14 protein-coding genes are annotated in these 14,313 nt (G+C 71.8%); 5 read left to right on the top strand and 9 right to left on the bottom strand.

The window, feature by feature from the left end; genetic code table 11:
- Positions 1–13: 13 nt before the first annotated feature.
- The 7 genes from ACFY29_RS18640 to ACFY29_RS18610 form a co-directional block, all read right to left on the bottom strand.
- Positions 14–1,273: a sugar ABC transporter permease gene (locus ACFY29_RS18640; RefSeq protein ID WP_386987688.1), complete on the bottom strand. Its 1,260-nt coding sequence runs from the start codon at positions 1,271–1,273 to the stop codon at positions 14–16.
- Positions 1,270–2,094 (bottom strand): ATP-binding cassette domain-containing protein, encoded by an 825-nt coding sequence (locus ACFY29_RS18635; RefSeq protein ID WP_386987685.1) that lies wholly within the window; start codon positions 2,092–2,094, stop codon positions 1,270–1,272. The genes ACFY29_RS18640 and ACFY29_RS18635 overlap by 4 nt, the downstream gene beginning before the upstream one ends.
- A gap of 107 nt (positions 2,095–2,201) precedes the next feature.
- Entirely contained in the window at positions 2,202–3,299 is a 1,098-nt protein-coding gene (locus tag ACFY29_RS18630; RefSeq protein ID WP_328420356.1) for a substrate-binding domain-containing protein, read from the bottom strand.
- A 192-nt stretch (positions 3,300–3,491) separates the two neighbouring features.
- Positions 3,492–3,971 carry a Cys-tRNA(Pro) deacylase gene (gene ybaK / locus ACFY29_RS18625; RefSeq protein ID WP_386987682.1) on the bottom strand — a complete coding sequence of 160 codons (480 nt, stop codon included), beginning with the start codon at positions 3,969–3,971 and terminating at the stop codon, positions 3,492–3,494.
- 10 nt (positions 3,972–3,981) lie between these two features.
- Positions 3,982–5,184, bottom strand: a complete 1,203-nt coding sequence (locus ACFY29_RS18620) for a methyltransferase domain-containing protein (RefSeq protein ID WP_386987679.1) — start codon at positions 5,182–5,184, stop codon at positions 3,982–3,984.
- A 43-nt stretch (positions 5,185–5,227) separates the two neighbouring features.
- Positions 5,228–5,416 (bottom strand): DUF397 domain-containing protein, encoded by a 189-nt coding sequence (locus ACFY29_RS18615; protein WP_386987676.1) that lies wholly within the window; start codon positions 5,414–5,416, stop codon positions 5,228–5,230.
- Positions 5,407–6,207, bottom strand: a complete 801-nt coding sequence (locus tag ACFY29_RS18610) for a Scr1 family TA system antitoxin-like transcriptional regulator (protein ID WP_386987674.1) — start codon at positions 6,205–6,207, stop codon at positions 5,407–5,409. The genes ACFY29_RS18615 and ACFY29_RS18610 overlap by 10 nt, the downstream gene beginning before the upstream one ends.
- 335 nt (positions 6,208–6,542) lie before the next feature.
- On the opposite strand from ACFY29_RS18610, the gene groES reads away from it, so the two are divergent.
- The 3 genes from groES to ACFY29_RS18595 all read left to right on the top strand — a co-directional run bounded on the left by groES (position 6,543) and on the right by ACFY29_RS18595 (position 10,372).
- On the top strand, positions 6,543–6,857 hold the full coding sequence (gene groES / locus ACFY29_RS18605; protein ID WP_130404589.1) for a co-chaperone GroES: 315 nt from the start codon (positions 6,543–6,545) through the stop codon (positions 6,855–6,857).
- A gap of 70 nt (positions 6,858–6,927) precedes the next feature.
- Positions 6,928–8,568 carry a chaperonin GroEL gene (gene groL / locus ACFY29_RS18600; RefSeq protein WP_328420342.1) on the top strand — a complete coding sequence of 547 codons (1,641 nt, stop codon included), beginning with the start codon at positions 6,928–6,930 and terminating at the stop codon, positions 8,566–8,568.
- Between the two features lie 124 nt (positions 8,569–8,692).
- Positions 8,693–10,372 (top strand): molybdopterin-dependent oxidoreductase, encoded by a 1,680-nt coding sequence (locus ACFY29_RS18595; protein ID WP_386987670.1) that lies wholly within the window; start codon positions 8,693–8,695, stop codon positions 10,370–10,372.
- Positions 10,373–10,537: 165 nt separating this feature from the next.
- Here ACFY29_RS18595 and ACFY29_RS18590 read toward each other — a convergent pair whose 3' ends face one another.
- Positions 10,538–10,921, bottom strand: a complete 384-nt coding sequence (locus tag ACFY29_RS18590; RefSeq protein ID WP_328420336.1) for a WhiB family transcriptional regulator — start codon at positions 10,919–10,921, stop codon at positions 10,538–10,540.
- Between the two features lie 252 nt (positions 10,922–11,173).
- On the opposite strand from ACFY29_RS18590, the gene ACFY29_RS18585 reads away from it, so the two are divergent.
- On the top strand, positions 11,174–11,995 hold the full coding sequence (locus ACFY29_RS18585) for a response regulator transcription factor (protein WP_386987666.1): 822 nt from the start codon (positions 11,174–11,176) through the stop codon (positions 11,993–11,995).
- 131 nt (positions 11,996–12,126) lie between these two features.
- On the opposite strand, the gene ACFY29_RS18580 is transcribed toward ACFY29_RS18585, so the two are convergent.
- Positions 12,127–12,546 carry a DUF5319 domain-containing protein gene (locus tag ACFY29_RS18580; RefSeq protein WP_386987663.1) on the bottom strand — a complete coding sequence of 140 codons (420 nt, stop codon included), beginning with the start codon at positions 12,544–12,546 and terminating at the stop codon, positions 12,127–12,129.
- Positions 12,547–12,732: 186 nt separating this feature from the next.
- Between ACFY29_RS18580 and guaB the strand changes: the two genes are divergently transcribed.
- Positions 12,733–14,295 (top strand): IMP dehydrogenase, encoded by a 1,563-nt coding sequence (guaB, locus tag ACFY29_RS18575; protein ID WP_328420330.1) that lies wholly within the window; start codon positions 12,733–12,735, stop codon positions 14,293–14,295.
- The last annotated feature ends 18 nt before the right edge of the window (positions 14,296–14,313 follow it).

Here is a 14,313-nt window from a genome sequence, read left to right as displayed (position 1 = left end):
GCGATGCCCGCCGTCAGCGGGTGCCGGTCGTGGCCGAGCGGCGACGGGAGAAGGCGTCGACGCTGGCGGCGAGCAGCAGCACCACGCCGGTGACCACGTACTTGACCCCCGCGCTGTACCCCATCAGGCCCATCCCGTTGTCGATGACCGCGACCACCGCCCCACCGAGCACGGCGTCGAGGATGCGGCCCTTGCCGCCGAAGAGGCTGGTGCCGCCGATCACCGCCGCGCCGACGGCATAGAGCAGTACGTTACTGCCCCCGGTGTTCGGATCGACGGAGTTGGCCCGGCTGGCCGCGACGATGCCGCCGACCGCGGCCATCGACGAGCAGATCACGAAGACCGAGATGCGGATGCGGTCGACGTCGATGCCGGCACGGCGGGCCGCCTCCTTGTTGCCGCCGACCGCGTAGACGTGCCGGCCGTAGCTGGTGCGTTGCAGCACAAAGGTCAGCAGTACGAGCAGCGCCGCCATGATCGGCACCACCACCGGTACGCCCCGCAGCGAGACGGCCGGCACGTTGCGGCTGCGCTCCAGGTTGAGGATGAACACCGCCACGCCCAGCAGGAGTGCGAGCCCGGCGATGCGCGCGACGACCACCGCGAACGGGTCGGTGACGAGCCCGCGAGCGGCCCGGTTGCGGTGCCGCAGCAGTTGCGCCGCCGCGAAGCCGGTGATCGCCACGGCGGCCAGCAGCCAACCGGCGGCCGGGCTGAGGGTGCGGTTGGCGATGGCGAGCAGCACGTCGTCGCGGACCGAGATGTTCCGGCCCTCCTTCATCAGCATCAGCACGATGCCCTGGAAGGCGAGGAAGCCGGCGAGGGTGACCACGAAGGACGGAATGCCGATCTTTGTGACCAGGAAACCGAGGGTGGTGCCGATGAGCACCCCGGTGACGATCGCCGCGAGCACCGCGACCCACCACGGGTAGCCGAGCACGGAGGCCACGTTGGCCAGTACTGCGGCGCATACGCCGCTGGCGAAGCCGGCGGAGAGGTCGATCTCACCGAGCAGCAGGACGAAGACCAGGCCCATGGCGATCAGCGTGACCGCCGCGCCCTGCGTGAACAGGTTGGCGAAGTTGCCGGCCGACAGGAACGACGGCCGCATGATCGAGAAGACCGTGCCGAGGACGACCAGCCCCAGGACGGCCGGTAGGCCGCCGACGTCACCACCGCGGACCCTGCTCAGGTAGGTGCGCAGGTGACTGCCGATGGTCGGCACCTCGGGCAAGGCCGGGGAGTCATCCCGGCGTACGGCGGTGGTGGTCATCGGACGCCTCCTGTGCTCACATCGGCCGGCCACAGGCCGTTGTCGGTGCCGCCCGGGGCGGGCTCGGCGGCGAGCCCGAAGCCGCCCGAGCGGCCGGACGTGATCAGCTCGACCACCTGGGCGTGGGTGATCTCAGTGGTCCTCACCTGGGCGACCATCTGGCCGAGGTACAGCGCGGCGATCCGGTCGGAGATGGCGAAGACGTCGTTCATGTTGTGCGAGATGAGCACCACGGCGAGACCGTTGTCGGCCAACCGGCGGACCAGTTCGAGGACCTGGGCGGTCTGCGCCACGCCGAGGGCGGCGGTCGGCTCGTCGAGGATGACCAGCCGGTTGTTCCACAGCACCGCCTTGGCGATGGCCACGGTCTGGCGTTGCCCGCCGGAGAGGCTGGAGACGTGCTGGCGCAGCGACGTGACGCTGCGGACCGAGAGCCCGGCGAGCGTCTCGGCGGCCATCTGCTCCATGGTCGCCTCGTCCAGCACGATGCCGTTGCGTTTCTCCCGGCCGAGGAACATGTTCTGCACGATGTCGAGGTTCTCGCAGAGTGCGAGGTCCTGGTAGACGATCTCGATGCCGAGCGCGGCGGCGTCCCGGGGGCTGCTGATGGTCACCGGCTCGCCGTTGAAGAGGAACTCACCGGCATCGGTGGGGTGGATACCGCTGATGCACTTGACCAGGGTCGACTTGCCGGCGCCGTTGTCGCCGACCAGCGCGGTCACCTCACCCGGATGGGCCGAGAAGGCCACGTCGCGCAGCACCTGGACGGGACCGAAGCTCTTGTCGATCCCACGGAGTTCCAGCAGGGGTCTCCCGGACACGGGGGGTCTCCTTCGGATGGAGGGGATGCTCTGGGACGCGCCCGGCGGGCACCGTCCGGCGCGGAGGTCTGCTGCCGTGCCGGTCGGCGGAGTCGCCTGGACGCCGATCAGCGGACGCCGGCTTCGGCGCAGAGTTTGGCGTATCCACCGGAGCAGACCTCGTCCCGGGTGACGAAGTCGTCCGCGATGACGTCCGCGATGTCCTCCCGGTAGACGGCCCGGGGGGTCAGCAGGACCGCGGGGACGGCCCGGCCGGTCTCCGGGTCGCGGACCGTCTGCCCGGTGTCCTTGGTCCTGCCCCGGGCCACCGCGACGGCGAGGTCGGACGCGGCCTCGGCCTCCTCCTTGATTGCTTTGTAGACCGTCATGCACTGGTCGCCGGCGAGGACGTTCTGCAGGCCCTGTGGGTCAGCGTCCTGGCCGGTGACCGGCACCCTGCCGTTGAGCTTGTTCTTCTTCAGTACCGAGATGACAGCGTTGGCGACGCCGTCGTTGGCGGCGATCACCCCGTCGATGCGGCCGTCGGCCTGGGTCAGTTGCTGCTCGAAGATCGTGGCGGCCTGGGCGTTGTCCCAGTCCGGCACCGCGTCCATCGGTCCCTGGGTGTACTCGCCCGCGTCGAACTTCGGCTGGAGCACCGAGTTGTAGCCGCTCTTCAACTGACTGGCGTTGTTGTCGGTCGGGGCACCGTTCAGGTAGGACACGGCCGGCTTCCGCACGCCCTTGTCGGCCAGGCACTTCACCAGGCCCTCACCCTGGAGTTTGCCGACGGCCTCGTTGTCGAAGCTGACGTAGTAGAGCGCCGAGCCGCCCACGGTGAGCCGGTCGTAGTCGATGGTGGCGACCCCCTGTGACCTCGCCTTGTCGAGTACGGCCTTGCCGGTGCCGGAGTCCAGGTTCACGATCATCAGGGTGGTGACGCCATTGGTGATCATCTGTTCGGCGATGGTCTGGAACTGACTCTTGTCACCCTGGGCGTTCTGGATGTCGTACTTGACCCCCGCGCGCTGGAACGCCTCCTCCAGGAACCTGCGGTCGGCGCCCTCCCAGCGCGCCGAGGACTTGCTGTCCGGCAGGATCACGCCGATCTTCGGGGTCTTGGCGGAGCCAGCCTGGTCGACTCCGCCGAACGTGTCGCCACAGGCCGCCGTGCCGCCGGTGGCCAGCAGGCCCGCGGTGGCGAAGGTGAGGAGCCCCTTACGCATGTGCAGGGTCCTTTCCGGGGGTGGGGGAGTGTGGTGTTTGTTGTGCCCGGCAACGTATGGCGCTGTCGCCGCGTCCACAAGACTGCCGGGGTGGGGACTTCGTTCGTCGGGGTAACAGTTCGGCAACGCGGCCGTCACCCGGTGATCATCTGGCGCGGACGTGGGCGCTCTCGGCCTCCCTGGACCGAGCGGTCAGTGGGCCTGGAGTGGAGCGGTCCGGGCTTCGGTCAGCGCCACCAGATCCGTGGCGGCCAACTCAAGCTCAAGACCGCGCCGGCCAGCGGAGACGTAGATCGTCGGCAGGTCCAGCGCAGAGTCGTCCAGCACGGTGGGCAGCCGTCGGCGCTGCCCGAGCGGGCTGATTCCGCCCCGTACGTAGCCGGTGGCCCGCTCGGCGACCGTCCGGTCGGCCAGCGCGGCCCGCTTGCCGCCGACCGCCGCGGCGAGCGCCTTGAGGTCCAGCTCGCCGGTGACCGGGACGACCGCCACGGTGAGCGCGCCGTCGACGTCGGTCACAAGGGACTTGAACACGCGCTCCGGCGGTACGCCGAGAGCCGCCGCCACCAGCGCGCCGTAGTTCGGCGCGTCCGGCGCCACCCGGTACGGGTGCGTGCGGTGCGCGATGCCGCGCTTGGTCAGCAGTGCTGTCGCCGGAGTGCCCTGTCCCGCCACACTCTGGAACCTAGTCGACCGGGCGGCAGATCAGCACGGTCGGTGCCCCGGCGACCCGGGTGAGCACCAGACTCGCCGCCGTGTCACCGGCCAGCCGCAGGTCTCGCCGGAGCTGCTCCGGAGTGAGCGCGGAACCCCGCTTGAGGATCTCCACCCGACCCACCCGGCGGTCGCGCAGCAGCGTCCGCAGCCGCTTCAACGAGAACGGCAGCACATCGGTGATCTCCAGGCAGCGCGCGTACGGGGTGCGGGTCGGGCGGTCGGCGTAGAGGTAGGCGATGCTCGGGTCGCCGAGGGTGGCGTCCAGTTCGCCGGCCAGCTCGGCGACGAGGTGCGCGCGGACCACCGCCGGATCCGGGTCGTACAGGTAGCGGCGTGGCGGCCCGACCGACGCCTCGGCGGCACCCGAGCCGGTGAGCTGGTGGCAGCGGACCCCGTCACCGCCCGCCTCCTGCCGGTACAGGGTGGCGCGGCGGGGCACCTCGGCCAGCTCACCGCACCAGAGCGCCGCCTCGACCAGGTCGCCGTCCACGCTGACCCACTCCGCCTCCGCGCCGGTCGGGATGAGCGCGTGGTCCAACCCCGGCGCGACCTTCACCACGGTGCGCGGCACCCGCTCGGCCAGCCCGGTGACGAAGTCCCACGGCGGCGAGTAGGCGCGCGGGTCGAAGATCCGTCGCCCGGTGCCGGCGCGGCGTCGGGCCGGGTCGCAGAAGACGCCATCGACGCCGGAGACGTCGAACGTGGTGGCGTCGCCGCACTCGACCGTGAACAGCTCGGCCAGCCCCGCAGCGGCGGCGTTGGCGGCGGCCATCGCGGCGGTCACCGGGTCGGCCTCCACCCCGTACACCCGGATGCCGGCGCGGGCGGCGGCGAGCGCGTCGGCACCGAGCCCGCACCCGAGGTCGGCCAGGGTGCGCACGCCGGCCGCGTGCAGCCGGGCGGCGCGGCGGTCGGCGACCACCCGGCGGGTGGCCTGCTCCAGCCCGGCGCGGGTGAGGAACATCCCGGCGGCGGCCGGGCCGAACTTGCCGACCGCCCGGTGGCGCAGCTCGGCCTGGGTCAGTGCCGCCGAGGCCAGTGCCGGCGGCACGCCGGTCGCGCGCAGGGCCGACGCCGCGGCCAGCGGGTCACCGCCGGCCAGCCCGGCCGCCGCCGCGAGCGCGGCCGACCCCTCGGGGGTACGCAGCGCAGCGAGCTGGTCGAGATCCACCCGGTCATTGTCCCGGGCCGGCCGGGCTGGCTGGACGGTGGTGTCAGTCGGTGGGCGTGGCGGCGACGAAGGCCCGCCAGCTCGCCGGGGTGAAGGTGAGCGCCGGCCCGGTCGGGTCCTTGCTGTCGCGCACGGCGACCACGCCGGGCAGGTTGTCGGCGACCTCGACGCAGGCACCGCCGTTGGCGTTGCTGCGGGAGGCCTTGCGCCAGGTGGCGTGGGTCAGGTCCATGTCTGCACCACTTCCTCGATCAGCCGGGCGGACTGCCGGCATGGCAGTGCCTCGCCGGTCACAGTCTCCCAGCGCCGCTCCAGGGCGGCAACGTCGTTCGGGCTGTCCACGGTCTGCCCGCGGAGCTGGTTGTCCAGGTGGGCCAGCTCGGCACCGCTCTCAAGTCGGGCCAGGATGAACGGGCCATGGAGCCCGATGTGCCAGGGGGCGTCGGCCGGCACGACCCGGACCTGCACGTTCGGTGCGGTGCCCACGGCCAGCAGGTGCTGGAGCTGGTCGCGCATGGTCTCCCGGTCGCCGAGTTGGCGGCGCAGCGTGTGCTCCTCCAGCACCGCGACGAGCTGCGGACGCGGGTCGGCGGTCAGCAGCGACTGCCGGGCGAGCCGGGCCACCACCCGCGTCTCCACCTCCTCGGCGGTCAGCTCGCCGAGCACACCGAGCATCGCCCGCGCGTACCCCTCGGACTGGAGCAGGCCGGGGATCACCGTCGGGTCGTACCAGCGCAGCGCCGCCGCCTCCCGCTCGATCTCGTCCCACGGGCGGAACCAGTCGGGCGCGGCGTGGAAGCGGACCAGCTCCAGCATGCCGACGAAGAGGCCGCCGGTGTCCAGGATTGAGTCGATGCGGGCCAGGTAGTCCGGCTTGACGGGGCTCTGCCCGGTCTCGACCGCACTCACGTACGACGATGAGTAGTTGACCAGCTTGCCCAGCTCCTCCTGGCTGAGCCCGCGCGCCTGGCGTGCCCGGCGTAGCTGTTCGTGCAGGAACGTCAGGGTCGGTATCCGGGTCACTCGGCTCCCCTTCGTCGGCATCCGGTGGTGGCAACCGACGGTAGGGAGGTGGCCACGGTGCGGCGAGCTGCTCCCGGCGTGTTGCGGTAACGACTGGCGGAACTGTGGCGACACGGCGGAGGGTGCGTTGGCACTCTCCTTGACGGAGTGCTAGCCACGGAATAACCTGCGATTAGCACTCTCACCCTGAGGGTGCCAGCTCCCGGGTCTCACGACCCGGGTGCGAAACGCCAGGCGGACCGGCACCCGCGACGACGGCCCCGCCCGGTGGCATGAGGCAGATTGACGCTGGTTGGCCTCGCCGACCGGCAACGAAACCAGTACCCCAGGAGGGTATGCCCGTGACTACCGCGACCAAGGTTGCGATCAAGCCGCTCGAGGACCGCATCGTGGTCCAGGCGAACGAGGCTGAGACCACCACGGCGTCGGGCATCGTGATCCCCGACACCGCCAAGGAGAAGCCGCAGGAGGGCACTGTCCTCGCTGTCGGCCCGGGGCGCGTCGACGACAACGGCAACCGAGTTCCGGTTGACGTCAAGGTCGGCGACACCGTCCTCTACTCGAAGTACGGCGGCACCGAGGTCAAGTACGCCGGCGAGGAGTACCTGGTGCTCTCCGCCCGCGACGTCCTCGCGGTCATCGAGAAGTAAGCAACCGATCAGTGTCGTTGCCCCGGTCCGGCTCGCCGGGCCGGGGCAACGGCGCTTCGAAGGGACATTCATGGCGAAGATCCTTAGCTTCTCGGACGACGCCCGGCACCTGCTGGAGCACGGTGTCAACGCCCTCGCTGACGCGGTCAAGGTCACCCTCGGCCCGCGCGGGCGCAACGTCGTCCTGGACAAGAAATTCGGTGCGCCGACGATCACCAACGATGGTGTGACCATCGCCAAGGAGATCGAGCTCACCAATCCCTACGAGAACCTCGGCGCGCAGCTGGTCAAGGAGGTGGCGACCAAGACCAACGACGTCGCCGGCGACGGGACCACCACCGCGACCGTGCTGGCCCAGGCGATGGTCCGCGAGGGCCTGCGCAACGTCACCGCCGGGACCAACCCGGCCGGCCTCAAGCGGGGCATCGACGCGGCGGCCACCAAGATCTCCGAGGCGCTGCTCGGCCGGGCGGCCGAGGTCACCGGCAAGGAGTCGATCGCGAACGTGGCGACGATCTCCGCGCAGGACTCCACCATCGGCGAGCTGATCGCCGAGGCGATGGAGCGGGTCGGCCGCGATGGTGTCATCACCGTCGAGGAGGGCTCCGCGCTCACCACCGAGCTGGACGTGACCGAGGGTCTCCAGTTCGACAAGGGCTTCATCTCGCCGAACTTCGTCACCGACCTGGAGGGTCAGGAGTCCGTCCTTGAGGACGCGTACATCCTGGTCACCACCCAGAAGATCTCGGCGATCGAGGAGCTGCTGCCGCTGCTGGAGAAGGTCCTGCAGAACAGCAAGCCGCTGCTAATCATCGCCGAGGACGTGGACGGCCAGGCGCTCTCCACCCTGGTGGTCAACTCGCTGCGCAAGACCCTCAAGGTCTGCGCCGTGAAGGCCCCGGGCTTCGGTGACCGGCGCAAGGCCATGCTCCAGGACATCGCGATCTCCACCGGCGCCGAGCTGGTCGCCCCGGAGCTGGGCTACAAGCTCGACCAGGTCGGCCTGGAGGTGCTCGGCACCGCCCGGCGCGTCGTGGTCGACAAGGAGAACACCACGATCGTCGACGGCGGCGGCCAGTCCTCCGACGTTGCCGACCGGGTGGCCCAGATCCGCAAGGAGATCGAGGCCTCCGACTCCGACTGGGACCGGGAGAAGCTGGCCGAGCGGCTGGCGAAGCTCTCCGGCGGCATCGCCGTGATCAAGGTGGGCGCGGCGACCGAGGTCGAGATGAAGGAGCGCAAGCACCGCATCGAGGACGCCATCGCGGCGACCAAGGCTGCGGTCGAGGAGGGCACCGTGCCCGGCGGCGGCGCCGCCCTGGTGCAGATCCTTCCGGTGCTCGACGACGACCTGGGCTTCACCGGTGAGGAGAAGGTCGGCGTCTCGATCGTGCGCAAGGCGCTGGTCGAGCCGCTGCGCTGGATCGCGCAGAACGCCGGCCACGACGGCTACGTCGTGGTCCAGAAGGTTGCCGGCAAGGAGTGGGGCCACGGCCTCGACGCCGCCACCGGCGAGTACGTCGACCTGGTCAAGGCCGGCATCATCGACCCGGTGAAGGTGACCCGCAACGCGGTCACCAACGCCGCCTCGATCGCCGGCCTGCTGCTCACCACGGAGAGCCTCGTGGTGGAGAAGCCGGAGCAGGCCGAGCCGGCCGCCGGCGGCGGGCACGGCCACGGTCACGGCCACCAGCACGGCCCGGGCTTCTGACCCGGTAGCGGTACCTTCCCGGGGCACACCGTCGTATGACGGTGTGCCCCGGTCCGCGTCCGGGGTCAGCACCGAGCGCTGACGTGGTTGGCGGCCGGGCGAGATGACCGCGCACACTGGGCCGATGAGCACCATGTCGCGGCGGTACGCCGCGCTGGCCGGAGTCACCGCCGCCGCCGTCGCGATCGGGATCGCGGAACCGGTGGCGGTGCTGACCGGGCCCCGGTCGGCACCGTTGGTCGCGGTCGGCGGGGTGGTCGTCGACGCCGTCCCGGAGTCGCTGAAGCAGCTCGCCATCGACCTCTTCGGCACCGCCGACAAGATCGCCCTCCTGGTCGGCACCGCGCTGCTGCTGGGAGCGTTCGCCGCGCTGCTGGGAGTGCTGGCGGTGCGCCGGTTGGCCCTCGGCCTGGCCGGCATCGCGGCGTTCGCCGCCGTCGGCGTGGCCGCCGCGCTGACCCGTCCCGGCGCGGACGCCGCCGACGCGCTGCCGTCGCTGGTCGGCGGCGGCCTCGGCGCCCTGGTGCTGTGGATGTTCATCGCCGGTCCGCTGGAGCTGGACCCGTGGCCCTGGTCCCCACCCACTCCACCCACTCCACCCACTCCGGCCGCGCCGGCGGGCTCGGTGGGCTCGGACGGCTTGCCGGGCTCGGTGGGCTCGGACGGCTTGCCGGTCCCGGTGACGCCGGCCGCGCCGCCGGTGCCCGTTGGGCGGGCGTCGGACGACGGGGTCAACCCGGAGTCGCGGCGGAGATTCCTCACCGGCGCCGGGGTGTTGCTGGGCACGGCCACGGTGGCCGGACTCGGCGGGCGCTGGCTGGCCGGGCGGCGCGGCGTGTCCGCGGCCCGGGACGCGATCCGGCTGCCCGCGCCGGTCGCCCCCGCACCGGCCCTGCCGGCGGGCGCCGACCTCTCGCTGGCCCAGCTCGCGCCGTACGTCACCCCGAACTTCGGGTTCTACCGGATCGACACCGCGCTGGTGGTGCCGCAGGTGGACCCGGCGACGTGGCGGCTGCGGATCCATGGGCGGGTCGGCACCGAGCGCACCTACACGTACGCCGACCTGCTCGCCCGGCCGTTGGTCGAGCGGTACGTCACGCTGGCCTGCGTCTCCAACGAGGTGGGCGGGGACCTGATCGGCAACGCCCGGTGGCTCGGCGTACCCCTGCGTGAACTGCTGGACGAGGTCCAGCCGGACGCGGACGCAGACCAGGTCGTCGGCCGGTCGGTCGACGGCTGGACCTGCGGCACCCCCACCGCCGCGCTGCGCGACGGGCGGGACGCGCTACTGGCGATCGGCATGAACGGGGAGCCGCTGCCGGTCGAGCACGGCTTCCCGGTCCGCATGGTGGTGCCCGGCCTGTACGGCTACGTGTCGGCGTGCAAGTGGGTGACCGAGCTGGAGCTGACCCGGTTCGCCGACTTCGACGCGTACTGGGTGCCGCGGGGCTGGTCCGTCCAGGGGCCGATCAAGACCCAGTCGCGGATCGACGCGCCGCGCTCGCGCAACCGGCTGACCGCCGGCCCGGTGACGGTGGCCGGGGTGGCCTGGGCGCAGCACCGGGGCATCCGCCGGGTCGAGGTACGCGTCGACGGCGGCCCCTGGCAGGAGGCGGAGCTGGCCCCGACGGTGTCGGTGGACACCTGGGTGCAGTGGTCGTGGCGCTGGGACGCCACGCCGGGCGAGCACCGGCTCCAGGTCCGGGCGACCGACGCGACCGGGGAGACCCAGACCGAGCGTGAGCAGGGTGTGGTCCCGGACGGCGCCACCGGCTGGCACACGGTCACCGTCAACGTCCGCTGACCGCGGGGCGGCGGCGGTGCGGGGTTTCCCGTGGAGATCTTGGACAGTTTCCGCTCCGTGCTAACGGAAACTGTCCAAGATCCGTGCGCTCCGACCCGGAAGACGCGGAAACCGCGCCCCCAGCGGGTGGGGGCGCGGTTCGCGGTGTCGCGGGGGAGTGCCGGGTCAGGCGACGTTGCGCTGGGCCGGGACGGTCGACTTGTGCGGGTGGCCCAGTCGGGCCTCCAGTCGGGTCACGTCGACCCGGGCCTGCCGGCGGTCCGCCAGGTCCTCCCAGCCGACGGCGAGCAGGCGTAGCCGCTCCGACTCGCTGAAGCCACCCCACACGCCGTACGGCTCGCGGACCGACAGCGCATGCGCGGCGCACTCGGCACGGACCGGGCAGGCACGGCAGACCGCCTTGGCGGAGGACTCCCGACGCAACCGGGAGGAGCCCCGCTCGCCATCGGGGTGGAAGAACTGAGCGCTGTCCCGCCCACGGCAGGCACCGAGACGCTGCCAGTCCCAGAGATCGACGATGGGTCCGGGCAGTCTACGTACGTTCGACATCAGCACCCCTCCTCCCGCGCGGCACCGCGAGATCCTTGTGGCCGGCTTCCGGGCGGCGGGCCGCGCAGGCGCACCGTTTCCGGCCTGGATTTCTCGGTACCCGGGCTGTCCCCGGCTCACACTTCTGTGATCGAGAACGCCCCAGAACTTGCGGCTTTTGACCCATCTGTCGGAAAAGTTCGGAGGATTGCCGGGAACCCCCTCCCCGGCCGACCCCGTCATGGTCTGCTCGTGGTCGGAGAGGAGATCACAGTGCGTAGCGTTCTTGTGTGCGTTCGGACACCACTCGCGGCCCAGCACCTGACTTCCGCGGCCGCGCGGCTGGGGTTGTCCGCGATCGTTCGTACCGCTGTCTCCGATCCCGAGGTGATGCTGCGGCTGGCCGAGCGGCCGGCCGACGTGGTGCTGGCCGACACGGCCCTCACCCGGCCGGACAGCGCCGGCTTCGTGCGCCGGGTGCTGGCCCGCGCGCCGCAGGCCGCGGTGCTGCTGCTCGGCGCCGAGGAGTCCGAGGCGGCGGCGGCCACCATCAGCGCCGGCGCCCGGGGCCTCATCCAGAACGCCGACCACGACCTGACCAGCGCGGTGGCCAAGGCCCTGCTGCTGCTCACCGCGCCCGGCCGGGCCACCCGGCAACGGGCCACCGATCCGGCCCGGGACACGGCGGCGGTCGGGGGTTCCGCCCGCTCCGCGCCGTCGCTGCGCGGCTCGGCCGAGCCGGGCTGGGCCGCCGCGTCCGCCGAGGGCCCGGCTGGTGTGCCGTCGGTGCCGGTGCAGCGGGGCGACGACGAGCCTGAGCCGGCGACCGGTGAGTCGGCGACCGACCAGCAGAGCGACCCGCCCCGTCCCAACCCGGCTGCCCGGCCCGCCCGGGCGTCGATCGGGCTCACCGAGCGGGAGCTTCAGGTGCTGCTGGGCATGGCCGAGGGCAAGAGCAACGCGGAGATCGGCCGGGAGTTGTTCGTCTCGGAGGACACCGTCAAGACCCACGCCCGCCGGCTGTTCCGCAAGCTCGGCGCCCGGGATCGCGCCCACGCGGTGGCCGCCGGGTTCCGCGCCGGCCTGGTCGCCTGACCCACCCACCCACCCACGTGCCTGATCGTGCTCGATCCAGGATGCAGTGGCCTCCCCGAACCGGGAGGCCACTGTTTCCTTGTCGCAGCACGATCCTGCCGGCGCGAACGCCGGCGGGGTCAGGACGGGGGTCAGTCGGTGGAGGGGGAAGCGCCCGGCTCGTCCTCGGTGCCCTCGGTCAGGGTGTCGTGCACCCCGTCGGCGTACCCGCGGGCATAGTCCCAGGTCACGTAGTGGTCCGGGTCCGGGTCGTACGCCGGCTCGTGCACCCGGGGGCGGCCCGAGTTGAGCAGGTGGCGCAGGTTGCCCCGGAGCAGATCCCAGTCGAAGTAGTGCGGCTCTCGGCAGTCTTCGCATTCGATGACCAGCCCGCGGACCCCGATCGGTGCCAGCAGCGCCTGGTAGATCTCCAGGTCGGCGAGGTCCTCCAGCACATCCTGCCGCTCGACGTCGGTCAGCGGATCCGGCGTCGCGTCGTCGCCCGGATCGTCCAGCCCCGCGGTCGGGTCGGCCGGGTCGCCGTTGAACGGGTCGATGGGCTCCTCGTGCACCCCCTCACCGTAGACCCAACGCGGCGGGGACGTCCGCCCCCGGCACCGCGCCGGGCCGGCCCGCCACCGGCAGAGGTCGCCCAGCTCACTGGGTACGATGGGACGACGTGCCGGCACCGTGGCATGTTCCGGTGCCCGCCCGCGCCACCTCGCTGAAGCCCATCCGAGCAGCTCAGGGGAGCAATCGTGGAAAATTCGCCCAACAACGATCTTCCGGCCGGCGCCGAGCACGCCGACCTGGGCGGCCACCTGCCCGAGCTGCCCGCCGGCTCGGCCCGGGTGGTTCCGCTCGGCCTCACCTTCGATGACGTGCTGCTCCAGCCGGGCGAGTCGGACGTGGTTCCGAGCCGGGTCAACACCCGCACCCGCCTCACCCGCAACATCGAGTTGACCGTCCCGCTGCTCTCCAGTGCCATGGACACCGTCACCGAGGCGCGGATGGCGATCGCCATGGCCCGCCAGGGTGGCATCGGCGTGCTGCACCGCAACCTCTCGCTGGAGGACCAGGCCCTCCAGGTCGACCTGGTCAAGCGCTCCGAGTCCGGCATGATCACCAACCCGGTGACCGCCAGCCCCGACGACACCCTGCGCGATGTCGACGAGCTGTGCGGGCGGTACCGGATCTCCGGCGTGCCGGTGGTGGACGGCGACGGCCAGCTCGTCGGCATCGTCACCAACCGCGACATGCGCTTCGTCTCCGAGCCGAACACCCCGGTACGGGAGATCATGACCCGGACGCCGCTGGTCACCGCCCGGGTCGGGGTGAGCAAGGACGAGGCACTGGACCTGCTGCGCCAGCACAAGATCGAGAAGCTGCCGATCGTCGACGACTCGGGCCGGCTGCGCGGGTTGATCACCGTCAAGGACTTCACCAAGAGCGAGCAGTACCCGGACGCCACCAAGGACGACGCGGGCCGGCTGCGGGTGGCCGCCGCCGTGGGGGTCGGCGAGGACGCGTACAAGCGGGCCCGCACCCTGGTCGACGCCGGCGTGGACGTGCTGATCGTGGACACCGCGCACGGCCACCAGCGGGCCGTGCTGGACATGGTCCGGCAGCTCAAGAAGGACGTCGCCATCGACATCGTGGGCGGCAACGTGGCCACGTACGCCGGCGCGCGGGCGTTGGTCGAGGCCGGCGCCGACGGGATCAAGGTCGGCGTGGGTCCGGGCGCGATCTGCACCACCCGCATCGTCGCCGGGGTCGGCGTGCCGCAGATCACCGCGATCATGGAGGCGGCCCGGGCCGCCCGCCCGGCCGGCGTGCCGGTGATCGGCGACGGCGGCATTCAATACTCCGGCGACATCGCCAAGGCACTGGTCGCCGGCGCCGACACGGTGATGCTCGGCAGCCTGCTGGCCGGCTGCGAGGAGAGCCCGGGCGACCTGATCTTCATCAACGGCAAGCAGTACAAGGCGTACCGCGGGATGGGCTCGCTCGGAGCGATGCAGTCCCGGGGCCAGGCCAAGTCGTACTCGAAGGACCGGTACTTCCAGCAGGACGTGCTCGCCGAGGACAAGCTGGTCCCCGAGGGCGTCGAGGGCCAGGTGCCCTACCGGGGCCCGCTGTCCGCGGTCGCCCACCAGCTCACCGGCGGGCTGCGCGCCGCGATGGGGTACGTCGGCGCGGAGAGCATCCCCGAGCTGCACCGGCGTGGCCAGCTGATCCGGATCACCGCGGCCGGGCTCAAGGAGAGCCACCCGCACGACATCCAGATGACCGTCGAGGCGCCCAACTACCACTCCCGCTGACCATCCCCCAACAACCTG

Source organism: Micromonospora sp. NPDC000668, from assembly GCF_042897975.1.
In the GTDB taxonomy this organism is placed as follows: domain Bacteria; phylum Actinomycetota; class Actinomycetes; order Mycobacteriales; family Micromonosporaceae; genus Micromonospora.
This window is presented reverse-complemented; position numbering and strand designations above follow the sequence as displayed.